Source organism: Streptomyces violaceoruber, from assembly GCF_033406955.1.
Taxonomy (GTDB): domain Bacteria; phylum Actinomycetota; class Actinomycetes; order Streptomycetales; family Streptomycetaceae; genus Streptomyces; species Streptomyces violaceoruber.
Genome location: NZ_CP137734.1, coordinates 8,165,159 through 8,187,440 on the forward strand (window position 1 = coordinate 8,165,159; position 22,282 = coordinate 8,187,440).

Genomic DNA, 22,282 nt, shown 5'->3' on the forward strand with positions numbered 1-22,282 from the left:
CGGGTGGTGGGGGTGCGGATGGTGCGTGGCCGCGGGCTGCCGCGGCCGGGTGGTGCTTTAGGTGGGGGCGGGCCCCGTGGACTCGCGTACGACCAGGCGCGGCCGTTCGGCGAGGGCGGTGTCCTCGACCTCCTCGCCGCACAGGGCGAGCAGCATGCGCGCGGCCGCCGCGCCCACCCGCTGCACCTGCTGGTCGACCGTGGTCAGCCGGGGATGGAGCCACGAACCGAGCGGCAGGTTGTCGTAGCCGACGACGGACACGTCCCGGGGAACGGCCAGTCCGGCGCGCTGCGCGGTGCCGATGCCGCAGACCGCCATCGAGTCGTTGGCGTACACGATCGCGGTGGGCCGGTCGGCGGAGTCGAGGAGTGCCTCGGTGGCACCGACGGCGCGCCGCTCGCTGAAGTCGGTGGGCAGCACCGCGAACGGGCGCAGGCCCGCCTCGCGCAGGGCACCTTCGAAGGCCGCCCTGCGCACCCGCGTGTGCTGCAGCTCGGGCGGCCCGCTGACGTAGGCGACGCGCCGGTGGCCGAGGCCCAGCAGGTGGGCGACGGCCTCGGCGATCCCCGCGCCCTGGTCACGCAGTCCGACACGCGGGACGACGGCCGTGTCGTCGGGCGATCCGAGCAGCACCGCGGGAAGTCCCAGGCGGGCGAGCAGCGCGGGACGGGCGTCGTCGTCGCGGGCGTCGGTGAGCACGGCGCCGTCCACCCGGCCTTCGGCCGCGAGCCGCTCGTACAGCGCGTTCTCCTCCCGGTGACCGCTGACCAGATGCAGTAGCAGTCCGTAGCCGCGCGGCGCCAGCTCGCCCTCTATGCCGGTGATCAGCTCGCTGAAGTGCGGGTCGGAGCCCAGCACGTCCGTGGGACGCCGCACCACGAGGGCCAGACTGCGGGTGCGGGCGTTGCGCAGCGCCGCGGCGGAGGCACTGGGCGACCAGCCCAGCTCCAGCGCGGCGTCCAGGATCCGGCGGCGGGTCGCCTCGGAGAGCCGGCCCTTGTTGTTGAAGGCCTGGGACACGGCGGCGGTCGACACCCCGGCGGCCGCCGCGACCGCCTTGATCGTGGGCCGTCGTCCGGCCCGCTCGGTGGAGACGCTCACATCTTCACCGCCCCGCTGACCAGGGCCTGCTGCATGCGCTTCTGGAGCAGGGTGTAGACGAGCCACACCGGAACCAGGGTCAGCACCGTGCCCGCCGTCAGTACGCCGTAGTCCGTGCCGGTGATCGACTTCAGCGTGGGCAGGGCCACCTGGACCGTGCGCTGCGCCGGGTCCGGGCCGATGATGACCAGCGAGTACAGGTACTCGTTCCAGAAGGTCAGGAAGTTCAGCAGCAGCACCGTGGCGATGCCCGGCAGGCACATCGGCGTGTACACGTGCCGCAGCACCGCGAAGGTGGACGCCCCGTCCAGCCGGGCGGCCTCCTCCATCTCCGGCGGGATGGTGCGCATGAACTGCACCAGGATCACCACCGACAGCGGCAGCGCCGTCGCGGGCAGGAACAGCACCATGAAGATCCGGGTGTGGAACAGCCCCGTGGCCGCCGCGAGCAGGAAGGTGGGGAAGAGCGCCGCGAACGTCGGGATCAGGAAGCCGAGCGAGAAGACCTTCTCGACCGCGCCCGCCAGCCGCCCGGTCGAACGCGCCAGCGCAAACGAGGCCGGGATCGCCAGCAGCAGGGTCAGCGCCAGCGAGAAGACCGTCACCAGCGCCGAGTTGACGACCGCGAGCCCGAGGTCGGCGCTCTCGAACGCGGTCCGGAAGTTTCCGAGCCCCAGGGAGGACGGCGGCGCGAAGGGGTGCGCGAAGATCTCGTCGTTCGACTTGAACGCCGAGGCGAGGAAGTAGTACAGCGGGACGACGAGCAGCACCGCGTACGTCCACACCAGGATGTGGGCCGGGAGCCAGCGCTTGCCGAGCTTCATCAGTGCTGCTCCGATCAGTAGTTCTGGCGGAAGACGCGGCGGATCGTCAGCAGCCCGACGAGTCCGGCGAGGAAGAGGAGGACGCCGACGGTCTGGCTGTAGCCGAGGTCCGCGGCGATGAACGCCTTCTGGTAGACGAGGAAGGACAGCGTGGTGGACGACGTGCCGGGGCCGCCCTGCGTGAGCAGCAGCACGTGCTGCGCGGAGCCGAACAGCGTCCACAGGAACTGCAGCATCGTCACCACGCCCACGTAGTCGCGGATGACGGGGTAGTGGACCGACCACATCGTCCGCCAGTGCCCCGCCCCGTCGAGCTGCGCGGCCTCCCCGAGCTCGTCCGGCACACTGCCCAGCCGGGCGGCGAACAGGACGGCGGTGAAGCCGATGCCGGCCCAGATGTCCAGGGCGATCAGACACGCCAGGGCCGTCGACGGCGAGGCCAGCCAGGCGTCGGCCAGGGAGCCGAGGCCGACGCTCTCCAGCCCGCCGTTGAGCAGGCCGTCCGGCGACAGCGCCGCGTAGAACACCATCGCCTTCGCGGGCGTCGAGATCAGCCCCGGGATGAAGAGCAGGTACCGGATGACCCGGTGACCGGGCGGGCGCTGGGCCACGTAGTACCCCAGCATGAACGCGCAGACGATCATCACCGGGACGGCGACGGCCAGTTGTACGGCGGTGTTGCGGACCGCGTCCCAGAACACCGGGTCGTCCAGCACCACCCGGGCGTTGTCGAGACCGGCGAAGGACACCGGCTGGAGCATGCCGGGCCAGTGCAGGGCCGCGATCACGAAGATCGCGAGCAGCGGCCCGACCATGAAGACCAGGTACCAGACCAGCGCGGGCACCGCGAGGACGGTGCCGCCCTGCCGGCGCCGGCCCGCGGCCGGGGCGGGGGAGGGCGGCGGAACGGACCTGCGGGCCGCGCTCCCGTCCGGCGTCGTCGTGAGCGTCGTCATGCGGTGACTCCCGGGGAACGGGTGGAACGGGGGAGGGGGAGAGGGAGGGTGAGGGGGACGAGGGAGAGCCGGGCGGCGGAGCCGTCGGTGTCCGGGCGGGTCATACGGACCGGTACGCGGACTCGAGAGCGGCGCGCACCCGGGCCGGGCTGGTGCCCCGGGTGAACGAGGTGCTGGTCGCGGTGATCAGCGGCTGCGCGGCGGCGGGCGGCACGTACACGTCGGGCAGCAGCACCTGGCTCACCTCGGAGCCCAGCCGCTGGGCCGCCCCGACCAGCGGGAAGCCGGTGGAGACGGCGTCCGTGCGCAGGGCCATGTCCCGCCCGCTCTCCGTCACGAACCGCGCCACGACGTCCGGGCGGTACATGAACCGCAGGAACTTCTCGACCTGCTCGATCTTGCGGACGCCGTTGGGGCTGATCCAGAAGCCGATGAGGGTGTGGGCGCGGATGACGGTGGGACCGTCGTGCGCCGCCCCGTCGGCCAGCGGCCAGCCGCCGACCTCCGTGTGCCCGGCCACCTTCTCGGGCACCTTGGCCAGGGCGGAGGACATCGCCGACTGGACGGCCGCCTCCTCGGTGTTGAACTGCGTGGTCATCGAGTCGGACGTGAGGCCCTGGGCCTTGTCCGCGAACACACCGGCGTCGCGCAGGTGCGCGAAGTACTCGATGCCCAGGCGTGCGCCGCGAACGCCGAAGTCCCCCGTGGAGTAGACGTGCCGGGCCTCGTCCGGGGAGAGGAACGTCTGGATGATCTGCGCCAGCAGCTTCTGGCCGGTCCAGTCGTTGCCGCCCACGGTCACCGGGGCGATGCCCTTGGCGCGGAGCTTGCGGGCCGCGGCGATCAGCTGGTCCCCCGTGGTGGGGATCGCGTCGACCCCGGCCCGGTCGAGCAGGGCGCGGTTGTAGGCGACGGGCCAGTTGGTGGCGAAGTAGGGAAAGGCCCGGACCCGGCCCTCGTCGTCCGTCCAGTCGGCCAGCGCGGCGGGCAGGACGCGCCCGCGCAGCCCCCAGTCGTCGAGATAGGGCTTGACGTCGACGGTCGCGCCGACGTCCGTCCAGGCCAGCGTCTTGTCGTACAGGTTGACCATCACGACGTCGGCCTCCTTGCGGGCCAGCCGTGAGGTCTCGTAGACCTGGGCGAGGTCGTCGCCGTTGACGAGGTTCTTGATCTTCACCCCCGGGTTCTCCTCGCGGAAGCGGTCCACGGCCGCGAGATACGTGGGGGAGCCCGGCGCGGTGGTGCCGAGCTGGGTGTGGACGACGAGGGTGTCCGGGTCGGAGTCCGCCGACGCCAGCGACGAGCAGCCGGACAGAGCGGGCAGGGCAGCGGCCGCGGCCAGACCGGAACCGGCGGCGAGCAGTTCGCGCCGTGTCAGCGATGAGCGCACAGGGGTGGTCTCCAACCAAGCGGTTAACGATTGGTTAATCGATGTACCTCGTGAGGTGCGAGGACTGTATGGAGTGGCGGGACCACGGTCAAGGGGGTGGCGCGGGGAGATTTCCGGTCCCGTGCGCGACGCGGGCTGCCTGGTCAGGCCGTCGCAGCGTCCCCCACACGGAGGCCGAGCCGGTCCGCCACGGTGGTCAGTGCCGGTCCCAGCGGGAGCGCGACCCTGGTGACGGCCAGCCGGTCGCCGCGGGTGGCGTCGCGGTTGACGATCAGGACCGGCTTGCCCGCCTCGGCCGCCTGGCGGACGAAGCGGAGCCCGGACATCACCGTCAGCGAGGAGCCGAGGACCAGCAGCGAGGACGCTCCGCGCACCAGCTCGCGGCAGTGCTCGACGCGGCGCGGCGGTACGTTCTCGCCGAAGAACACCACGTCCGGTTTGAGGACGCCGCCGCACACCGTGCAGGGCACCACCCGGAAGTCCCCGACCTGCTCGTCGGTGAGGTCGGCGTCGCCGTCCGGGTTGATCCCGGCGGCCACCGGCGAGAAGCCGGCGTTGGCCTCCTCCAGGCGCCGGGCGAGTTCACGGCGCGGGCTGAGGACACCGCAGGACAGACAGACGACCCGGTCCAGGCTGCCGTGCAGTTCCACGACGCCCTCGCTGCCCGCGGCCTGGTGCAGACCGTCGACGTTCTGGGTGATCACGCCGGTGAGCAGGCCGTACCGCCCGAACGCCGCCACCGACCGGTGTCCCGCGTTGGGCCGGGCGCGGCCGAAGGTGCGCCAGCCGAGGTGGCTGCGCGCCCAGTACCGGCGGCGGGCCTCGGGGTGGGCGGTGAAGTCCTGGTAGGTCATCGGGGTGTGCCGGCTCAGGCTGCCGCCCTCGCCCCGGTAGTCGGGGATGCCCGACTCCGTGGAGATGCCCGCCCCGCTGAGCACCAGCACCCCGCCGGCCCGCAGCGCGTCGGCGACGGGCGCCAGGTCCGTGGTGCCCGGCGGCAGGTCCGCTCCCGGGGTCCAGCTCAGAGTGGGGCGCATGCGCATGCGGCAAGGGTACGGAACGCGCCGCCGTCCCCGGCGTGGCGGAGCGCACACCGACGCCGCCCGCTCGCGGAGCGCCGCCGCCACCCGCCCGCCACCGCGCCCGGACCGCCCCGGCATGACCTTTTGCGTCCCGGGTGACAGACTTGCACTGTCCAGGGGGCCGTGAGGCCCCTGCCGGGAGAGGCGGCCTGGCCGGGAGTGGTCGATGTTCCGCAAGCGTCCCGCACCTGACGGTGAAGAGCTGCTCGCCCGGCTGGCCTCACTGACCACACGGGCGAAGGAGCTCGCCGAACTGCGGCGGTCGCAGGTGGAGCTGGCGATCGCCCTGCAGCGCGACATGCTCCCCGCGGACCTGCCCGCCGTCCCCGGCATCCACTTGGCCGCGTGCTATTCACCCGCGTACGCCGGGCTCAACGTGGGCGGCGACTGGTACGACGCCTTCGCCCTCCCCGACGGCCGCATCGGCCTCTCCGTCGGCGACGTCCAGGGCCACGCCATCGACGCGGCCGCCTTCATGGGCCAGGTCCGGGTCGGCCTGCGGGCGCTGGCCTCCGTGACCAGCGAGCCCGGCGACCTGCTGGCCTGCACGAACGAACTGCTCCTGTCCCTCAACAAGGACCTGTTCGCCACCTGCACCTTCATGCGCTACGACCCGGCGACCGGCCTGCTGGAGAGCGCCCGGGCCGGCCACATCCCCTGCGTGCGGGCCACGGCGGACGGCAGGGCGGAGGTCTGCCGGGACGAGGGCGGACCCCCGCTGGGCGTCCTGGAGGGCACCGAGTACCCGGTGACCCGGTACCGGCTCGCCACCGGCGGAGTGTTCGTCCTGGTCACGGACGGCGTGGTGGAGGGGCCCTCGCTGAGCGTCGACGAGGGCCTGGACCGGGTGGTGCGACTGGCGAGCCTCGCCGCGGCCGTCGGCATGGAGGCGGACGCGCTGGCGGCCGCCGTGCTGAAGAACGCCGAGCTGATCGGTCACGAGGACGACGCGGCCGTGCTCGTCGTCGGCCATGACGGGCGCGGCGCCACGCGCGGCCTCGCACGCGGCGTTACGCCGTAGGGCGTCACGGGGCGCCCCTCGCCTCGCCGACCCGGCGGCACCGGTGTCTGATGGCTGCTGTGGTGGGTATCCGTGCGTGGCCTCGACCGGTCGTCCTCACCTGCGCGACGCTGCTGCTCGCCGGCTGCTACTACGCGGCGGGGCGGCTCGGGCTGTCGCAGCAGCTGACCGCCGACGGTTCGGTCGTCACGCCCATCTGGCCGCCCACCGGTCTCGCGGTGGCCTGCCTGCTCCTGTTCGGACCGTGGTGCGTGCCGGGCATCGCCCTCGGCGCGCTGCTGGTCATCGTCTCCCTGGGAGCCCCCGGGCCCGAGGCCGCGGGCATCGTGGTGGGCAACACCGCCGCCCCCGTCTGCGCCTGGCTGCTGCTGCGCGCGGTGGGGTTCCGGTTGAGCCTGAGCCGGCTGCGCGACGGACTGGCGCTCGTCTTCCTGGGGGCGCTGGCCGCGATGCTGATCAGTTCGGGCACGGGCATCGGCATGCTCCTGCTGTCGGGCAAACTCCCCACCGACCACCTCGGGATCGTCTGGCTGGCCTGGTGGGTCGGTGATGCCATGGGGGTCGTCCTGGTCACCCCGCTGCTGCTCCTGCTGTACCGCGCCCGCCTGCCGCCCCCGTCCGCGCGCTGGCCCGAGGCCGCCGGGCTCACCGCGGTCGTGTGCGTCCTGGTACCGCTGATCATGTACAGCTCGGTCAGCGTGCTGTTCCTCGCCTACCCGATCCTGATCTGGTCGGCGCTGCGCTTCCAGCTGGCGGGCGGCATCCCGTGCGCCCTGTTCGTGTCGGTGACGGCCACCGTCGTGGCCCGGCAGGAGGCCGGCTCCTTCGGGAAGCTGACCGACATCGAGACGATGATGAAGCTCCAGGCGTTCAACGGGACCCTGGGGCTGACCGCGCTCCTGCTCTCCGCGGTGATCAGCGAACAGCTCAACACCAGACGGTCGGTGGAGCGCGCCTGCCACGAGCTGGTCGAGGCGCTGCAACACCTGAACGCCGGCGGCTCCGGGGCACCGGGTCCGCCCGGAGGAGACGGCCGGTGAGCGCGGTGCCGGGCCCCGCCGGCAGCCTCCCTCGGCGGCACCCACCCGGACGGCACCCGTCCGGGCAGCTGCGCGCGGGCCTCAGAAGTCGTAGTCGTCGATGTTCCCGGCGTCGAAGACCGTCGGCTCGCCGAGGGTGATGACCCCGTTCCCGGTGAGCTGGAACCAGCCCATGTCCCCGGCCAGGAACATCTGCCCCTCCCGGCCCGTGATCTGCCCGGAGGCCAGGGCCACCGCGGCGTGACCGGCCAGCTCGCCGAGCTTGGCCGGGTCCCACAGCAGGAACGCCTCCACCGTGCCGTCCTTGATGTAGGGACGCATGTCGTTGGGGGCGCCGAGCCCGGTCAGCTTCACCTCGCCCTTGTACTCCGACTGGGACAGGTACTTCGCGGCCGCCTTGATCCCGTTGGTGGTGGGGGAGATGATCCCCTTCAGCTTCCCGTGCTCCCGGAGCAGTTCCTCGGCCTTCTGGTACGACTTCTCGGCCTCGTCGTCGCCGTAGACGACGTCCACCAGCCGCATCTCCTTGTACCTCGGACCCTCAAGCTCCCTCTTGATGCTGCTGATCCAGGCGTTCTGGTTGGTCGCCGTCTGCGCGGCGGACAGGATCGCGATGTCGCCCTGGTAGCCGGTCTGCTCGCCGAGCAGCTCCAGCTGCCGTACGGCGATGTCCTCGGCGCTCGCGGGGGAGACGAAGGCGTAGCGGCACTCGGGCTTCGTGTCGGAGTCGTACGTGACGACCTTGACACCCTTTGCCATGGCCTTCTTGAGGGCGTCGCACAGCGCGTCGGGGTCCAGCGCCGAGACGGCGATCGCGTCGGCCTTCTGCTCGGTGAGGCCGTTGATGTGCGACACCTGCCCGGAGGCGTCGGCGCCCTGGTCCGTGCCCACCTCCTTGAAGGTCGACCCCAGTGACTCGACGGCACGCTCCCCGCCCCGGTCGGCGACCGCGAAGTACGGGGTGTTGACCTGCTTGGGAAGGAAGCCGACGGTCAAACCCGTCTTGGTGGGCGCGTTGGGGGAGGCCTCGGCGTTCTTGGCGTTCGCCGCCGTGTCGTCGTCCACGGGGCCGTCGCCGTCGCCGCATCCGGCGGTGAGGAGACTGAGGGAGGACACGGCGGCGACGAGTACGGAGGCACGGCGTGCGGGGGTTTTGTGCATGTGCTTCTTTCGATGAGTCGACAGGCGGCGACCGAAGACCGTTCACCAGGTGCGTCCAGCCATGGCGGTCTTGCGGGTGCGCGGGACGTCGCGTGGGGGCCGCCCGGGCGTGCGGCCAGGGCGCTGAAAGGATTCAATGAAGCTTGACCGGGACGTTAGGCAGAAACACCCTTGTGGTCAATGCACTTGCGGGACACAGTTCTTGAGCCTGCGGCCTCTCAGGCCTGCCCCTTCGGGGGTTGCTCAGAGCGAGGCCCGCGTGCCGGTCCCCGCCGTTCGGCCGAGCGTGCGGTCGAAGAGGGTGAGCAGCAGGTAGAGCAGGCCGGCACCCAGCATGACCCAGGCCAGCCGGTGCAGGCCGCCGGTGTCGGCGTGCTGCCCGAAGGAGGCCGCGGTCGCGGCGGAGGCGACCATCGAGCCGATGTAGGCGAAGGTGCGCAGCAGGCCGGCGGAGGAGGCGGTGCGCTCCGGATCGGCCTGGAAGTAGACGGAGTTCTGCAGGGCCAGGTTGTTCAGCCCCTGGGGGACGCCGAAGATCAGGGCGACCAGCAGCAGCATCCACAGCGGGCTGTCCCCGCCCAGCAGCAGGATCACCAGGCACGCGGTGATCTGGCCGACCGCGCCGAGCAGCAGCTTCCCCCGGACGCTCGTGCTGCGCCCCGAGACGATGGACACCCCTGTCGCCAGCAGGAACATGGGGATCTGTGCCAGGCCGGCGTGGAAGGGGGTCAGCCCGAAGCCCTCCTCGGTCCACTGGGTGAAGCCGTAGAGGAAGGAGTACGAGACGACGTAGGCGACGAGCGTCCGCCCGTAGGTGGCCAGGAGCGGGACGTTGCCGCCGAGTACCCGCAGGTCTATGAAGGGCGTGGCCGCCCGCAGTTCCCGTACCGCGAACGCCGCTCCCGCGGCGGCGGCGAGCGCGAGCAGGTACCAGTCGCGCAGGTGCGGGTTCATCAGGAAGAGCAGCAGTGAGACGAGCATCGCGGCGAACAGTCCCATGCCGGGCAGATCGAGCCGGGCGGCCAGGCTCCCGCGCGGTGTGGATCCGCCCGTGGACTGCGCCGTGGACTGCGCAGTGGGCCTCGCCGTGAACCGCGCGGTGGGCTTCGCTTCGGGCTTCGCCCTGGGCAGCCGCAGCAGACCCAGCAGCACGGCCGCGACGGCGAGGGGCACGTTCAGCGCGAAGGTGGCGCGCCAGCCGCCCACCGCGATCAGCAGGCCGCCCAGCAGCGGGCCGACGACGGCGACGGTCTGGTTGGCCACGGCCAGCGCGGTGAGCACCCCGCCGGGGCTGTCCCGTCCGGTGCGCTCGGCCTCGCTGCGCACCAGCGCCATCGCCGCGGGATAGCCGGCGCAGGTGCCGAACCCGAGCAGGACCCGCGCGCCGATCAGCACCCCAGGCCGGGAGCCAGCGCGCCCACGACACCGGCGACGCCGACGAGGCCGGTACTGAGGAGGAAGAGCCGGCGCGGCCCGAAGACGTCGATGAGCCTGCCGACGACCGGCTGACCGAGCGACGTCGCCAGGTAGAGCGCGGAGACGAGCCAGGCGGTCTGCGAGGCCGGTGCGCCGAGCGCCCTGCCGATCGGCACGAGGGCGACCGCGATGATCGTCGAGTTGATCGGGTTGAGCACCGAACCGAGCAGCATCGGCGGCAGCAGTCCGCGGTCGAAGCCGGGCTTGTCCGTGCCGGCCTCGGGGCAGCCCGCCTTCGCGTCAGTCACGGTTCAGTCGCTCCAGTACGGCCATGGCCGCGATCACGGTGCGCCGTTCCTCCTCGGTGCACCTGTCCTGCAACCGCTCGGCGAGCCATTCCGTGCGTACCTGCCGCCCTTCCTCCACGCGGCGGACGCCCTCGGGGGTCAGCGTGATCAGCAGGCGCCGTCCGTCGTCCGGGTCGGGGCGCCGCTCGACCAGCCCCATGGAGGCGAGTGCGGTGACCGTCGCCGTCATCGACTGGTGTCTGACCCCTTCGATCGCGGCGAGTTCGCTGGCCGTGACGCTCCCCCGGTCGGACAGCCGGGCCAGTACCGAGGACTGGCCGAGGGTGAGGTCCTCGACCTCGGAGGCCTTGAGGATGCGTCGGCGCAGCCGGCTGATGACCGCGCGGACCTCCCGCGAGGCCTGGACCGCCGACGGTGAAGGACTCTCGTTCTCGCTCATGCCTCCAGGCTAATGTCCACAGCCAGAACTGTACAGCCTTGGCTGTATGTATGGCCCGTACGGGTGGCCGTGAAGGCTCTTGCGCAGAGTGCAATGACTTGCCCACGTCAAGTCTGGCGGTCCACCATGTGACGACCGGTGTGCGGACAACTCCCGCCATCCGCGGGCGTCTTCGTCGGACTCCCCGTCCCGGACCGGGACTGGGCCTGCTGCACGGGCTGGCCCGGGGCGACGACGGCGTCACCGGCATCCCCTTCGTCACCAGGGAGACCGACGTGAGCGTCCGTCAGCAGCCGACGACCGACTCCGCACGGGTGGCGCGTCCGCCCGGACCGACGTCCGTCCGCGTGGCCTGCCAGGTCCACGGCGGCCTCGTCGAGTACGACGGCTACAGCAACGACGCCTGGTCGCACCTGCCCGACCACGGCGGCTACGTCTCCAGCATCTTCATCGACGTCGACGACGCCCGGCCCCCAGGAGCGCCCACATGCTGACCCCCTCGTCCCGGCGCCGCGGATCCGCCCCGCGGCGCAGACCCCGCACCGCACGCGCCCTGACCGGCACGGTGTGCCTGCTCGCCCTCTCCGGTACGACGCTCGCCGCCGCGCCCGCCCCGGCTGCGGACCCCGTGCCGCCCGCTCCGGTGTCCTGGCGCGCGGACCTGTCCAGGACCGGCACCGACGACGTCAACGTCCGGTACGACGCGGGCGCCCTGCGGGTGCGGGACGGCTCCCTCAGCCCCGCCTCCCTCGGCCGGGACCGCGGCTACGCCTCCGCCGTACTGGACCCGCACCACGTCGGCCGGCCCGTCGACCGGGTCACCGTGGACCTCGACGCGACGGTGCCCGACGCGGCGGGCGTCGAGGTCGACGTGCGCGGGCGCGCGGCCGACGGCGCCTGGACCGAGTGGCGGCGGGCGGCGCCCGGCGCCCCCGCCGAACTGCCCCGCGAGGTGGTCGACGTCCAGGCCCGGCTCACCCTGTGGAACGCCAGGGGCGGGCCCACCGCGGCCGTGCGCGCGCTGACCCTGACCGCCGACGACGCGGGCACCGCGCCCGCCGAGCCCGCACCGGCCACCAGGGCCGCCGCCTTCTCCGCCCGCGTCTACGCCACCCGCGAGGGCCTCGTCGGACACACCACCGCCAACGGTCACGTCATCGGGGCGAACGACCACTTCGTGGCACTCCCCTCCCGCCGCGCCCTGTCGCCGAACGGCAGCGGCCAGTACTCGGTGCAGGTGTGCGGGCCGGCCCGCTGCGAGACGGCGCCGGTCTGGGACGTCGGCCCGTGGAACACGCACGACGACCACTGGAACCCCTCGGCGCAGCGGGAGCAGTGGAAGGACCTGCCGCAAGGGCTGCCCCAGGCGCAGGCCGCCTACGAGGACGGGTACAACGGCGGACGCGACGAGTTCGGCCGGCAGGTCGCCAACCCGGCCGGCATCGACCTGGCCGACGGCACCTTCTACAACGTCGGCCTGAACGACAACGGCTGGGTGACCGTCACCTACCTGTGGACCGAGGGCGGCGGCGACACCACGTCCTTCCCGACCTGGGGCACCGACGTGAGCGTGCGGCAGCGGGCGACGACCGACTCCACCCGCGTGGCGAGCCTGCCCGGGCCCACGACCGTACGGGTGCGGTGCCAGGTCCACGGCCAGCTCGTGGACTACGACGGCTACAGCAACGACGCCTGGTCGTACCTGCCCGACTACGGTGGCTACGTCTCGAACATCTTCATCGACGTGGCCGACTCCTGGCTCCCGGGCGTGCCCACCTGCTGACCGTCGGGCAGCGCGGACCCCGACGCCGCCACGTGCGGCGTCGACTCCTCCACCAGGGCCCGGGGGCCGTGCGCGGAACAAGGACCGCTGCCGCGCACAATGGGCGCATGGTTCCCTCTTCCCGGGCCCGCGTCGCCGTGCGGGACGATCCGGGGCGGACGCGGTCGGCGGCGGCGGTGTCCGCTGTGTTGATCGTGGGCGCCGGACTGGCGCTCAGGGCCTTGGCGGCGGGTGAGGTGGCCAAGTACGGCGGAGACGCGCTGTACACCCTGCTGCTGTTCGCCCTCGTGTTCGCGGCGGCGCCGAGGACGGCACCGGCGAGGGCCGCCGCCCTGGCCCTGGCGGTGAGTTGGGGCGTGGAGTTCCTCCAGCTCAGCGACGTGCCGGCGCACCTCGCCCGGGAGAGTACGGCGGCCCGTCTGGTGCTGGGCTCCACCTTCAACGCACCGGATCTGTTCTGGTACGCGGTCGGCGCGGCGACCGGCTGGCTGGCCGTCAGGCGAGCGTGAAGCGCACCGGAGTTCCGGCCACGGCCTGGGCGGCCGCGGCCAGAGCCGGCTCCGGGACGACCGCGACGACCGGGTAGCCCCCCGTCGTCGGGTGGTCGTGCAGGAAGATCACTGGGCGGCCGTCCGGCGGTACCTGCACGGCGCCCAGGACCATGCCCTCGCTGGGCAGTTCGCCCGTCGACAGCCGCTGGAGCGGCGGACCCTCGGTGCGCAGGCCGATCCGGTTGCTGTGCGGGGAGACGCGGTAGGCGGCCGAGGTGAGCGTGCGCAGCGCGGCCGGCGTGAACCAGTCGGCGCGCGGGCCGGGGCGGACCGGCAGGACCAGCTCGGCCGGCGGTCCCGGCCAGGGAGCGGCGACCGGTGGCGGCGCGGGCCGCGCGGGGGCGCCGACCGCCAGGACGTCCCCGTCCCGCAGGGGCGTCGGACCCAGCCCGGACAGCAGGTCCGTCGAACGGCTGCCCAGGACGGGCTCGGCGGCGATGCCGCCCGCGACGGCCACGTACGAGCGGACGCCCCCGGTCGCGGTCCCCACGTCCAGGACCGAGCCGGCCGGCACCCGCACCGGGGCGCCCCAGGCGGCCGGCCTGCCGTCGACCGTCACCGCGCAGGGCGCCCCGCCGACCACGGCGGCGACGTCCCGGTCGGGACGCAGGGCGCAGCCGGTCAGGGTCGTCTCCAGGACGGCGGTGTCCGGGTCGTTGCCGAGGAGGCGGTTGGCGAGCCGCATCGCGGGCGCGTCCAGCGCACCGGAGCGGGGCACGCCCAGGTGGGCGTGGCCGGGCCGGCCCGCGTCCTGCACCGTCGTGAGCGCGCCGGCGCGCACCGTCGTGAGTCTGGTGGTCATGCCCCGGCCTCCGGACTCGTCCCGGCCGTCGGATCGTCGCCGGACCCGGTTTCGGTCCCGGTCCCTGTGCCGGTTTCGGTCCCGGTCCCTGTGCCGGTCCCGGGACCGGCACAGGTGCCGTCCGCCGTGACAAATCGCACCCGCGTCCCCGGTGTGAGGAGCGCCGCCCGTTCCCGCGCCGGGTCCCACAGCGGCCGTGGGTCGGGCATGGTGCCGATCAGCTGCCAGCCGCCCGGCGTGGCGCGGGGGTAGACCGCGCTGTAGGGACCCGCGAGGGCCACCGCACCGGCCGGGACGCGGGTCCTGGGCGTGGACCGGCGGGGGACGTGCAGCCGAGGGGGCAGTCCGGTGAGATAGCCGAAGCCGGGGGCGAAGCCGCAGAACGCCACCCGATAGGTGTGCGAGCGGTGGAGGGCGCCGACCTCGTCCGGACCGACGCCCCACAGCGCCGCCACGTCGGCCAGGTCCGGCCCGTCGTAGCGCACGGGTATCTCCACCACGGCGCCCGTGTCGTCCGCGACCGGCGGCACCTGCCAGTCGGCGACCTGGCGGGCCAGCGCGTCCGGGTCCGGCACGCCGTCCAGCAGGACGGTCCGCGCCCCCGGCACGACCTCGGTGACCGGCGGCAGCGCCCCGGCGGCGCGACGGCGCAGCACCTCCGCGTGGAAGGCCGCAGTGTGCTCGGCGTCGCGCAACTCGACCAGGAGGGCGTGGCGGCCCGCCGGGCGCGCCGTGAGGGGCCTTCCGTCCGTCATGCGAACGCCCCGATCCCCACCCCGGCCGTCTCCAGTGCCTCGCGCACCCGGGCCGCGATCCGGGCGGCGTTCGGGGTGTCGCCGTGCACGCACAGGGAGCGGGCGGCGACCGCGACGGCCGTACCGTCCGCGGCCTCGACGGAGCCCTCCAGGGCGAACGCCAGCGCGCGGCGCACCACCGCGTCCTCGTCCGTCACCACCGAGCCCGCCTCGCTACGGGGGACCAAGCTGCCCTCCGCGGTGTACGCACGGTCCGCGAAGGCCTCCGGGACGCCGGTGAGGCCCGCCTCCGCGGCGGCCGTGAGCAGCCGCGAGCCCGGGAGGCCGAGCACGGGCAGCGCGCCGCCGGCCAGCCGCACCCCGGCCACGACGGCACGGGCCTGACCCTCGTCGTGGACGGTGCGGTTGTAGAGCGCGCCGTGCGGCTTCACGTAGGCGACCGGGGCGCCGGCGGCCTCGGCGAACACCCGGAGGGCGCCGATCTGGTACGCCACCTCGGCCGCCAGTTCGTCGGAGGGCACGTCCATGGCGCGCCGGCCGAAGCCCGCCAGGTCGCGGTAGGACACCTGCGCCCCGATCCGCACCCCGCGCTCCGCGGCGAGGTCGCAGACGCGGCGCATCACCGAGGGGTCGCCCGCGTGGAAGCCGCACGCGACGTTGGCGCTGGTGACGACGGAGAGCAGGGCGTCGTCGTCGGTGAGGGTCCAGCGGCCGAAGCCTTCACCGAGATCTGCGTTGAGGTCGATCACACCTTGAAAGTAGACGATCGTTGAACGATCCGACAAGGGACGCCCGCTCGACCGTCCATGCGACCGTCCATGCGACCGTCCGCCCGGCGGACCCCTCGATCACTCCGGGCGACGAAGAGGATTCACCTCTTGTTAGATCGTTCAACGATCGCTAGTGTCCGTGCATCTGCCACACATCTGGAGCTATGGTCCCCGGGACCACATGAGTCACGTTCCGAAGCTCCGGATCCGTGCCCTGCCCCCTCATGCCTGAAGAAGGCCACCGAATGATCGTTCTCCTCGGTGTGGTCGTGGTGATCCTCGGATTCGTCACGCGCCGCAACCCCGTCCTCGTGGTGGGCGTCGCCGGTATCGTCACCGGACTGCTCGGCAAGATGAACCCGCTGGAGGTCCTCGCGGCCTTCGGCCGGTCCTTCGCCGACAGCCGCTCGGTCACCGTCTACGCCATCGTGCTCCCGGTGATCGGGCTGCTCGAGCGCTACGGCCTGCGCGAGCAGGCCCGCCATCTCATCGGCCGGCTGGGCAAGCTCAGCGCCGGCCGGTTCCTCACCGTCTACCTGCTGGTCCGGCAGGTCACCGCGGCCTTCGGCCTCAACAGCATCGGCGGCCCGGCGCAGACCGTGCGGCCCCTGGTGGCACCGATGGCCGAGGCCGCCGCCGAACGCTCCACCGGGGCCAAGCTGCCCGACAAGCTGCGCGAGAAGGTGCGCTCCTACTCGGCCTCGGCCGACACCGTGGGCGTCTTCTTCGGCGAGGACTGCTTCATCGCGATCGGCTCCATCCTGCTGATCACCGGCTTCGTGAACTCCACCTACCACCAGGACATCGAGCCGACCCAGCTCGCCCTGTGGGCGATCCCGCTGGCCGTCTGCGCCTTCCTCATCCACGGCGCCCGACTGCTGCTCATGGACAAGCAGCTCGAACGCGAGATGGCGCAGGCCGCCGCCGAGCACGACCTGCCGCTTCCCGAGGGGGCCGAGAAGTGATCAAGGTCGAATGGCTCTACTGGCTGATAGGCCTCGTCTTCGTCGTCATGGCCGTGCAGATGGCCATGGACCGCAGCAACCCCAAGCGGTGGACGTCCGCCGCCTTCTGGGGCCTGCTCGGACTCACCTTCCCCTACGGCACCGGCGTGGCCAACGCCACCGCGGGCAACGGCGGCTGGACCCTGCCCGCCGAACCGCTCGGCGTCGCCGTCCTCGCCCTGATCGTGCTGGCCGGCTTCAACTTCCTCGGCAAGGGCGTCCCGGTCACCACCACCGGCGAGCAGCGCGAGGCCGCCGCCGCCCGGCTCGGCAACAAGATCTTCGTCCCCGCGCTGACCATCCCGCTGGTCGCCATCGTCTGCGCCTCCGTGCTCGACGAGTCCGGGCTCTTCGAGACCGGCAAGGCCACCCTCCTCGGGCTCGGCCTCGGCTGTGTCGCCGCGCTCGTCGTCGGGATGCTGGTGACCGGCGAGAAGAAGCTCTCCGTCCCGATCCACTCCGGCCGCTCCATGCTGGAGGCGATGGGCTCCGCCCTGCTGCTGCCCCAGCTCCTCGCCGTGCTCGGCTCGATCTTCGCCGCCGCCGGGGTCGGCGACCAGGTCGGCGACATCATGAACAAGGTGCTCCCCGACGACTCGAAGTACTTCGCCGTACTCGCCTACTGCGTCGGCATGTTCCTGTTCACCGTCATCATGGGCAACGCCTTCGCCGCCTTCCCGGTGATGACGGCGGCGATCGGCTGGCCCGTACTCATCCAGCAGATGCACGGCAACGAGCCGGCCGTCCTCGCGATCGGCATGCTGGCCGGCTTCGCCGGCACCCTGTGCACCCCGATGGCCGCCAACTTCAACATCGTCCCGGCCACCCTGCTCGAACTCAAGGACCAGTACGGGCCGATCAAGGCACAGCTCCCGACGGGCATCGCACTGCTCGGCTGCTGCACGGTGATCATGGCGCTCTTCGCCTTCTGATCCCCGCCCCCGCGCCCGCCAACCGACCCGCACGGCAAGGAACGCCCATGACCCGTGTCCTCATCACCGGCTTCGCCCCCTTCGGCGGGGAGCGGGTGAACCCCTCCTGGCAGGCGGCCTCTCTGGTGGCCGCCGAACCGCCCGCCGGGCTCGCGGTCACCGCCGCGGAACTGCCCTGTGTCTTCGGCGAGTCCCTCGACGCCCTGCGCGACGCCATCCGGGCGGACAACCCCGACCTGGTGCTCTGCCTGGGGCAGGCGGGCGGACGCCCGGGGGTCACCGTCGAGCGCGTCGGCATCAACGTCGACGACGCGCGCATCCCCGACAACGCCGGCGGGCAGCCCATCGACGAACCCGTGGTCCCGGACGGCCCCGCCGCCTACTTCTCCACCCTCCCCGTCAAGGCGTGCGTCGCCGCGATGCGCGAGGCGGGGGTCCCGGCCGCCGTCTCCAACACGGCCGGCACCTTCGTCTGCAACCACGTGGCCTACGGCCTCGGCCACCTCATCGCCACCGAGTTCCCGCACCTACGGGGCGGCTTCGCGCACGTGCCCTGGGCACCGGAACAGGTGCCCGACGGCACCGCGCCCGCCCTCCCGCCCGCCACCGTCGCCCACGGCCTGCGCGCCCTGCTGGCGGCCGCCGCCCGCACCCCCGCCGAGCAGGACCTCAAGGTCACCGAAGGAGCCACCCACTGATGCCGCTCAGCACCCACGCGGCCCGCTTCGCCCAGCTCGCCCTGGCGAACATCACCCGCGAGTACCCCAACTTCCCCGCCCATCTGATCACTTCCGCCGACGAGCGGCCCGAACCCCGCTCGCTGCACCCCGCCTTCTACGGCGCCTACGACTGGCACTCCTCGGTGCACATGCACTGGCTGCTGGTCCGCCTGCTGCGCCGTCACGGCGGCACCTCGGCACTGCCCGGCACCGAGGAGGCCGTCGCCGCGCTCGACCGCCACCTCACCCCCGGCAACCTCGCCACCGAGGCCGCCTACCTGCGCGAGCGCCCCTCCTTCGAGCGCCCGTACGGCTGGGCGTGGCTGCTCGCGCTCGCCGCCGAGTGCCGGGCGCTCGGGGGCCCGGAGGGTCAACGGTGGGCCGGAGCCCTGGAACCGGCCGTGGACGCCGTCGACGCGCTGCTGGCCGACTGGCTGCCCAAGGCCACCTATCCCGTTCGCCACGGCAACCACCCCAACAGCGCCTTCGCGCTGGGCCTCGCCCTCGACTCGGGCGAACTGCCGGCCGGGACCGAACGGGCCGTACGGGAACGCCTGCTGAGCTGGTTCGCCGACGACCACGACGCGCCCGCGCACTGGGAACCGTCCGGGCAGGACTTCCTCTCCCCGGCGCTCACCGAGGCCGACGCGATGCGCAGGGTCCTCGCGCCGGACCGGCTCGCGCGATGGCTCGACCGCTTCCTGCCCGGGCTCGGGACCGGCGCCCGCTGCGCACTGCTGGAGGTGCCGGTCGTCTCCGACCACGCCGACCCGCAGATCGGTCATCTGCTCGGTCTGACGCTCAGCAGGGCCGCCGCGCTGCGTGCCCTGGCCGACGCCCTGCCCGACGGCCCGGTCCGCGCCCGCCTGGACGAGGCGGCCGGGGCGCATCTCACGGCCGGCCTGCCGGCGGTGGAACGCGGTGACTTCACCACCGACCACTGGCTGGCCACCTTCGCCGCACTGGCCCTCGACCCGGTGGCTCCGCCGGCTCCGCGTCACTGACCCGGGGGAGGAGGGTCAGATCTCCGGGCGCAGGAGGCCGCGGCGGTACGCGGGCACCAAGTGCCGCGGAACCCGCAGGGTCACCCCGTCCACCGTCACGGGCACCAGATTCGGCGTGCTCGCCTTCCACTGGGCCCGGCGGTGGCGGGTGTTGCTGCGGGACATCCTGCGCTTGGGAACGGCCATGGTGAGGCTCCTTTCGGACGTGGAACCCCGACCCTACATGAAAACGATGTTCATGTTGAATGTGTCGTGTCCCGGAGCGCCCGCGCTCATCGCCGCTGTGTGCCGGTGAGGCGCCCCAGCGCCCGCACCAACGCCTCGACGCCCGCCTCCGCCTTCGACCGGGGGCACCCGACGTTGAGCCGTACCCGTCCCGGGGAGCCGTAGGCGGCCCCGGGCATGACCGCCACCTTCTCGACCTCCACCAGTTCGCGTTGCAGCTCCTCGTCGTCGACGCCCAGCGGGCGCAGGTCGATCCACGCCAGGTAACCCGCCTGCGGGGGCCGCCAGTCGAGCCCCGGGAACGCCGCCCGGAGGCGGTCGGCGACCATCGCGAGGTTGCCCGCGAGATACGTCCGCAGCGCGTCCAGCCAGGGCGCCCCCTCGCGGTACGCGGCGATGTGGCCGACCAGCGACAGCACCGCGGGGGAGGAGAGCCCGTCCGCGTCCTTGAGCTGCCGCAGGTAGGCGTCGCGCGAGGCCGGGTCGCCGACGATGCCGTAACTGCCGGTCAGCGCGGGAATGTTGAAGGACTTGGACGCCGAGGTGACCACGGCCCAGCGGCCGTCGCCGGCGTGGCGGACCCAGGGACGGTGGAGGTGCGGGGCGTGGGCCAGGTCGGAGTGGATCTCGTCGCTGACGACCGCCACGCCGTGTCGTGCGCACAGCCGGGCCATCCGGTCCAGCTCCGCGGCCGACCACACCCTGCCCGTCGGGTTGTGCGGCGAACACAGCAGCAGCACGGCCGTGTCGGGGAGCGCCAGCAGCCGTTCCAGCTCCGGCCAGTCGTCCAGGGGACACTCCAGGAGCCGCCGGCCGCTTGCCGCGACCGTCCTGGGGAACGCGTCGTACATCGGGGTGTGGGCGACCACCCCGTCACCCGGCCGCGACCACAGGTGCAGCAACCGCGAGACCTGGTAGACCACGGAGGGCGCGTAGACGACCGACCCGGGGTCCACGGCCGTGCCGTGCCGTGCCGCGTACCAGTGGACGATCGCGGACAGGAAGTCGTCCTGGCGCCAGCGGGAGTAGCCGAGCACCCCGTGCTCCAGACGGCCGCGCAGCGCCGCCAGCACCTCGGGGGCGGTCTCGAAGTCCATGTCGGAGATCGTGAACGGCAGCAGGTCCGGCACGCCGAACCGGTCCTGCACGTAGTCCCACTGCGTGCACCAGGTGCCGCGCCGGTCCACCGGGGTGTCGAAGTCGTACGGCGCGGACGCGGGCCCCGGTGCGGCGGGAGCCGAGTGCGCGGTCACGGCCGGCCCGCCGGGACCATCGTCGCGATGGCGTCCTTCACGGACTGCACCTGCGGACCGATGACGACCTGGACGTTGTGCCCGTCGAGCTTGACGACGCCCACGGCCCCCAGCTTCTTCAGCCGGGCCTCGTCCACCGCTTCGGCGTCCGCCACCGTCATGCGCAGGCGGGTGATGCAGTTGTCCAGGGACCGGATGTTGCCGGCGCCGCCGATCGCGTCGAGCATGGCGGCCGCGTCGTACTTCCCGGCGACCAGCTCGCGCGCCGGCTCAGGAGCCGCTCCGGCCTGCTCCTCCGCGTGTTCCGCGTCATGCGCACCGTCGTGCTCGTCGTGCTCGTCGTGCTCGTCGTCCGCCGGCGGGTCCTCCCGGCCGGGCGTCTTGAGGTCGAAGCGGGTGATGGCCCAGCGGAACAGGAAGTAGTACGCGGCGAACCACACCGCCGCGATCACCGGCACCAGATACCACTTGGTCGTCGAGCCCTGGAGCACACCGAAGACGAGCCAGTCGATGACGTTGCCGTCCGTGTTGCCGATGAACACGCCGAGCACGGCCGCCGTGAGGAAGCCCAGTCCCACCAGGACCGCGTGGACGAGGTACAGCCACGGGGCGACGAACAGGAACAGGAACTCCAGCGGCTCCGTGATGCCGCCGACCACGCAGGCCACCACACCGGACACGAGCAGGGCCTTGATCTCCGGCCGCATACGGCGCCTCGCGCAGTGGTACATCGCGAGCGCGGCGCCCGGCAGGCCGCCCAGGTAGGCCGCCATCTTGCCCTGGGAGAGGAAGTGCGTGGCGTCGGTGACGGCGGAGCCCGGTGCCGCCGAGCAGTCCAACTGGGCGTAGAACAGGTTCAGTGCGCCGGAGACGTGGTCGCCGCAGACGGTTCCCGAGCCGCCGACGTCCGTGAAGCGGAACATGGCGACGAGGATGTGGTGCAGGCCGATCGGGCGCAGCAGTACTTCGCCCATGCCGAAGAAGAACGGTCCGAAGACGCCCGTGTGCCCGATGCCGCGGCCGACCGCGCTGATCCAGCCGTTGAAGGTCGGCCACACCAGCGGGATGAGCAGACCGAGCACGCTCAGGACCAGGGCCGAGACGATCGGGACGAAGCGCAGCCCGCCGAAGAAGGCCAGCGCGTCGGGCATCCGCTGGGTGCGGAAGCGCCGGTGGAGCAGGCTGACAACGATGCCAACGGCCACGGCGCCGAGCAGTCCCGTGTCGATGGACTGCACGCCCAGCACGTCGGCTATGCCGTAGTGCTCGATCGCCTTCTCGTCCTCGAAGTCGACGCCCTTGGCGGTGAGGTAGAAGTTCACCGCGAGGTTCATGGCGACGAAGCCGACGAAACCGGAGAACGCGGCCACGCCCTTGTCCTCGCGGGCGAGGCCGAGCGGGATCGCCATGGCGAAGAGGACGGGCAGGAAGGTGAAGGCGACCAGGCCCGTGTTGGCCATCCAGGTGAAGACGAGGTGGAAGCCCTCGCCCTTCAGGAAGGCAACGTTGTCAGTGACCGCGTCACTCGACAGCGAGGAGCCGATGCCCAGCATGATGCCGCAGAACGCGAGCAGGGCCACCGGGAGCATGAACGTCTTGCCGAGCCCCTGGAGGAATTCCCAGAGTGCGGCCTTGGTCTTCTGCATGTGTACGGAACTTTCGGGCCTGGGGGACGGACCCGTCCGCTCGTCGTGACGACGCGGCGCGGGCCGGCGGGCGGAACGGGCGGCTGGGGGGAAGACGCCG

Annotated in this window: 24 protein-coding genes; 9 read left to right on the forward strand and 15 right to left on the reverse strand. The window is 72.6% G+C overall.

Features of this window, described 5'->3' with window-relative positions:
- Positions 1 to 57: 57 nt before the first annotated feature.
- The 5 genes from R2E43_RS36855 to R2E43_RS36875 all read right to left on the reverse strand — a co-directional run bounded on the left by R2E43_RS36855 (position 58) and on the right by R2E43_RS36875 (position 5,314).
- Positions 58 to 1,101, reverse strand: coding sequence for a LacI family DNA-binding transcriptional regulator (locus R2E43_RS36855; RefSeq protein WP_003978410.1), 1,044 nt, complete (start codon positions 1,099 to 1,101; stop codon positions 58 to 60).
- Entirely contained in the window at positions 1,098 to 1,925 is an 828-nt protein-coding gene (locus R2E43_RS36860; RefSeq protein ID WP_106517142.1) for a carbohydrate ABC transporter permease, read from the reverse strand. The genes R2E43_RS36855 and R2E43_RS36860 overlap by 4 nt, the downstream gene beginning before the upstream one ends.
- Positions 1,926 to 1,939: 14 nt before the next feature.
- The gene (locus R2E43_RS36865) at positions 1,940 to 2,881 is read right to left on the reverse strand and encodes a carbohydrate ABC transporter permease (protein ID WP_332057013.1); all 942 of its coding nucleotides are present in this window, start codon (positions 2,879 to 2,881) and stop codon (positions 1,940 to 1,942) included.
- A gap of 100 nt (positions 2,882 to 2,981) precedes the next feature.
- Positions 2,982 to 4,271: an ABC transporter substrate-binding protein gene (locus R2E43_RS36870; RefSeq protein ID WP_332057014.1), complete on the reverse strand. Its 1,290-nt coding sequence runs from the start codon at positions 4,269 to 4,271 to the stop codon at positions 2,982 to 2,984.
- Positions 4,272 to 4,414: 143 nt separating this feature from the next.
- Positions 4,415 to 5,314, reverse strand: a complete 900-nt coding sequence (locus R2E43_RS36875; protein ID WP_332057015.1) for an NAD-dependent protein deacetylase — start codon at positions 5,312 to 5,314, stop codon at positions 4,415 to 4,417.
- Positions 5,315 to 5,519: 205 nt separating this feature from the next.
- Here R2E43_RS36875 and R2E43_RS36880 point away from each other — a divergent pair, with 205 nt between their 5' ends.
- Positions 5,520 to 6,374, forward strand: coding sequence for a PP2C family protein-serine/threonine phosphatase (locus R2E43_RS36880; protein WP_003978415.1), 855 nt, complete (start codon positions 5,520 to 5,522; stop codon positions 6,372 to 6,374).
- Positions 6,375 to 6,424: 50 nt separating this feature from the next.
- Positions 6,425 to 7,414 (forward strand): MASE1 domain-containing protein, encoded by a 990-nt coding sequence (locus R2E43_RS36885; protein ID WP_003978416.1) that lies wholly within the window; start codon positions 6,425 to 6,427, stop codon positions 7,412 to 7,414.
- Positions 7,415 to 7,495: 81 nt separating this feature from the next.
- Here the strand turns inward: R2E43_RS36885 and rhaS are convergent, their stop codons facing one another.
- The 4 genes from rhaS to R2E43_RS36900 all read right to left on the reverse strand — a co-directional run bounded on the left by rhaS (position 7,496) and on the right by R2E43_RS36900 (position 10,738).
- Positions 7,496 to 8,575 carry a rhamnose ABC transporter substrate-binding protein gene (rhaS, locus tag R2E43_RS36890; RefSeq protein ID WP_011027125.1) on the reverse strand — a complete coding sequence of 360 codons (1,080 nt, stop codon included), beginning with the start codon at positions 8,573 to 8,575 and terminating at the stop codon, positions 7,496 to 7,498.
- 243 nt (positions 8,576 to 8,818) lie between these two features.
- A complete protein-coding gene (locus tag R2E43_RS36895; protein WP_375336296.1) occupies positions 8,819 to 9,970 on the reverse strand; it encodes an MFS transporter in 1,152 nt (383 codons plus the stop codon).
- Positions 9,964 to 10,299, reverse strand: a complete 336-nt coding sequence (locus tag R2E43_RS39055; RefSeq protein WP_375336295.1) for an MFS transporter — start codon at positions 10,297 to 10,299, stop codon at positions 9,964 to 9,966. The genes R2E43_RS36895 and R2E43_RS39055 overlap by 7 nt, the downstream gene beginning before the upstream one ends.
- Positions 10,292 to 10,738, reverse strand: coding sequence for a MarR family winged helix-turn-helix transcriptional regulator (locus R2E43_RS36900; protein WP_003978419.1), 447 nt, complete (start codon positions 10,736 to 10,738; stop codon positions 10,292 to 10,294). Before R2E43_RS36900 ends, R2E43_RS39055 begins: the two co-directional genes overlap by 8 nt.
- 98 nt (positions 10,739 to 10,836) lie before the next feature.
- Here R2E43_RS36900 and R2E43_RS36905 point away from each other — a divergent pair, with 98 nt between their 5' ends.
- The 3 genes from R2E43_RS36905 (at position 10,837) to R2E43_RS36915 (ending at position 13,030) form a co-directional block, all read left to right on the forward strand.
- The gene (locus R2E43_RS36905) at positions 10,837 to 11,232 is read left to right on the forward strand and encodes a hypothetical protein (RefSeq protein WP_234328588.1); all 396 of its coding nucleotides are present in this window, start codon (positions 10,837 to 10,839) and stop codon (positions 11,230 to 11,232) included.
- Positions 11,226 to 12,521: a hypothetical protein gene (locus R2E43_RS36910; RefSeq protein ID WP_011027122.1), complete on the forward strand. Its 1,296-nt coding sequence runs from the start codon at positions 11,226 to 11,228 to the stop codon at positions 12,519 to 12,521. The genes R2E43_RS36905 and R2E43_RS36910 overlap by 7 nt, the downstream gene beginning before the upstream one ends.
- 107 nt (positions 12,522 to 12,628) lie before the next feature.
- The gene (locus R2E43_RS36915) at positions 12,629 to 13,030 is read left to right on the forward strand and encodes a ribosomal maturation YjgA family protein (protein ID WP_332057016.1); all 402 of its coding nucleotides are present in this window, start codon (positions 12,629 to 12,631) and stop codon (positions 13,028 to 13,030) included.
- Here R2E43_RS36915 and R2E43_RS36920 read toward each other — a convergent pair.
- The 3 genes from R2E43_RS36920 to R2E43_RS36930 are packed head-to-tail and all read right to left on the reverse strand — an operon-like array spanning position 13,017 to position 15,378.
- The gene (locus R2E43_RS36920; RefSeq protein WP_011027120.1) at positions 13,017 to 13,874 is read right to left on the reverse strand and encodes a 5-oxoprolinase subunit C family protein; all 858 of its coding nucleotides are present in this window, start codon (positions 13,872 to 13,874) and stop codon (positions 13,017 to 13,019) included. The two genes, R2E43_RS36915 and R2E43_RS36920, sit on opposite strands and share 14 nt — an antisense overlap.
- On the reverse strand, positions 13,871 to 14,629 hold the full coding sequence (locus R2E43_RS36925; protein ID WP_332057017.1) for a 5-oxoprolinase subunit B family protein: 759 nt from the start codon (positions 14,627 to 14,629) through the stop codon (positions 13,871 to 13,873). The genes R2E43_RS36920 and R2E43_RS36925 overlap by 4 nt, the downstream gene beginning before the upstream one ends.
- Positions 14,626 to 15,378, reverse strand: coding sequence for a LamB/YcsF family protein (locus R2E43_RS36930; RefSeq protein ID WP_332057018.1), 753 nt, complete (start codon positions 15,376 to 15,378; stop codon positions 14,626 to 14,628). The genes R2E43_RS36925 and R2E43_RS36930 overlap by 4 nt, the downstream gene beginning before the upstream one ends.
- Before the next feature lie 266 nt (positions 15,379 to 15,644).
- On the opposite strand from R2E43_RS36930, the gene R2E43_RS36935 reads away from it, so the two are divergent.
- From R2E43_RS36935 to R2E43_RS36950, 4 genes are read left to right on the forward strand one after another with little or no spacing between them, the layout of a single operon-like run.
- Positions 15,645 to 16,364 carry a DUF969 domain-containing protein gene (locus R2E43_RS36935; RefSeq protein WP_011027117.1) on the forward strand — a complete coding sequence of 240 codons (720 nt, stop codon included), beginning with the start codon at positions 15,645 to 15,647 and terminating at the stop codon, positions 16,362 to 16,364.
- Positions 16,361 to 17,335, forward strand: a complete 975-nt coding sequence (locus R2E43_RS36940; protein WP_003978427.1) for a DUF979 domain-containing protein — start codon at positions 16,361 to 16,363, stop codon at positions 17,333 to 17,335. The genes R2E43_RS36935 and R2E43_RS36940 overlap by 4 nt, the downstream gene beginning before the upstream one ends.
- A 47-nt stretch (positions 17,336 to 17,382) precedes the next feature.
- On the forward strand, positions 17,383 to 18,033 hold the full coding sequence (pcp, locus tag R2E43_RS36945; protein WP_011027116.1) for a pyroglutamyl-peptidase I: 651 nt from the start codon (positions 17,383 to 17,385) through the stop codon (positions 18,031 to 18,033).
- Positions 18,033 to 19,058: a DUF2891 domain-containing protein gene (locus R2E43_RS36950; RefSeq protein ID WP_003978429.1), complete on the forward strand. Its 1,026-nt coding sequence runs from the start codon at positions 18,033 to 18,035 to the stop codon at positions 19,056 to 19,058. The genes pcp and R2E43_RS36950 overlap by 1 nt, the downstream gene beginning before the upstream one ends.
- A 15-nt stretch (positions 19,059 to 19,073) precedes the next feature.
- Here the strand turns inward: R2E43_RS36950 and rpmF are convergent, their stop codons facing one another.
- From rpmF to malX, 3 genes are all read right to left on the reverse strand, one after another.
- Positions 19,074 to 19,244: a 50S ribosomal protein L32 gene (gene rpmF, locus R2E43_RS36955; protein ID WP_003978430.1), complete on the reverse strand. Its 171-nt coding sequence runs from the start codon at positions 19,242 to 19,244 to the stop codon at positions 19,074 to 19,076.
- Between the two features lie 86 nt (positions 19,245 to 19,330).
- Positions 19,331 to 20,536 carry a MalY/PatB family protein gene (locus tag R2E43_RS36960; protein WP_093455384.1) on the reverse strand — a complete coding sequence of 402 codons (1,206 nt, stop codon included), beginning with the start codon at positions 20,534 to 20,536 and terminating at the stop codon, positions 19,331 to 19,333.
- Positions 20,533 to 22,182 (reverse strand): maltose/glucose-specific PTS transporter subunit IIBC, encoded by a 1,650-nt coding sequence (malX, locus tag R2E43_RS36965; RefSeq protein WP_265696901.1) that lies wholly within the window; start codon positions 22,180 to 22,182, stop codon positions 20,533 to 20,535. The genes R2E43_RS36960 and malX overlap by 4 nt, the downstream gene beginning before the upstream one ends.
- Positions 22,183 to 22,282 lie beyond the last annotated feature (100 nt).

Bases quoted from the DNA above. Each gene is read 5' to 3' on its own strand.
- R2E43_RS36860 (WP_106517142.1), bottom strand. From the start codon at position 1,925: ATGAAGCTCGGCAAGCGCTGGCTCCCGGCCCACATCCTGGTGTGGACG.
- R2E43_RS36865 (WP_332057013.1), bottom strand. From the start codon at position 2,881: ATGACGACGCTCACGACGACGCCGGACGGGAGCGCGGCCCGCAGGTCC.
- R2E43_RS36875 (WP_332057015.1), bottom strand. From the start codon at position 5,314: ATGCGCATGCGCCCCACTCTGAGCTGGACCCCGGGAGCGGACCTGCCG.
- R2E43_RS36880 (WP_003978415.1), top strand. From the start codon at position 5,520: ATGTTCCGCAAGCGTCCCGCACCTGACGGTGAAGAGCTGCTCGCCCGG.
- R2E43_RS36885 (WP_003978416.1), top strand. From the start codon at position 6,425: ATGGCTGCTGTGGTGGGTATCCGTGCGTGGCCTCGACCGGTCGTCCTC.
- rhaS (WP_011027125.1), bottom strand. From the start codon at position 8,575: ATGCACAAAACCCCCGCACGCCGTGCCTCCGTACTCGTCGCCGCCGTG.
- R2E43_RS36900 (WP_003978419.1), bottom strand. From the start codon at position 10,738: ATGAGCGAGAACGAGAGTCCTTCACCGTCGGCGGTCCAGGCCTCGCGG.
- R2E43_RS36910 (WP_011027122.1), top strand. From the start codon at position 11,226: ATGCTGACCCCCTCGTCCCGGCGCCGCGGATCCGCCCCGCGGCGCAGA.
- R2E43_RS36915 (WP_332057016.1), top strand. From the start codon at position 12,629: ATGGTTCCCTCTTCCCGGGCCCGCGTCGCCGTGCGGGACGATCCGGGG.
- R2E43_RS36920 (WP_011027120.1), bottom strand. From the start codon at position 13,874: ATGACCACCAGACTCACGACGGTGCGCGCCGGCGCGCTCACGACGGTG.
- R2E43_RS36925 (WP_332057017.1), bottom strand. From the start codon at position 14,629: ATGACGGACGGAAGGCCCCTCACGGCGCGCCCGGCGGGCCGCCACGCC.
- R2E43_RS36935 (WP_011027117.1), top strand. From the start codon at position 15,645: ATGATCGTTCTCCTCGGTGTGGTCGTGGTGATCCTCGGATTCGTCACG.
- pcp (WP_011027116.1), top strand. From the start codon at position 17,383: ATGACCCGTGTCCTCATCACCGGCTTCGCCCCCTTCGGCGGGGAGCGG.
- R2E43_RS36950 (WP_003978429.1), top strand. From the start codon at position 18,033: ATGCCGCTCAGCACCCACGCGGCCCGCTTCGCCCAGCTCGCCCTGGCG.
- rpmF (WP_003978430.1), bottom strand. From the start codon at position 19,244: ATGGCCGTTCCCAAGCGCAGGATGTCCCGCAGCAACACCCGCCACCGC.
- malX (WP_265696901.1), bottom strand. From the start codon at position 22,182: ATGCAGAAGACCAAGGCCGCACTCTGGGAATTCCTCCAGGGGCTCGGC.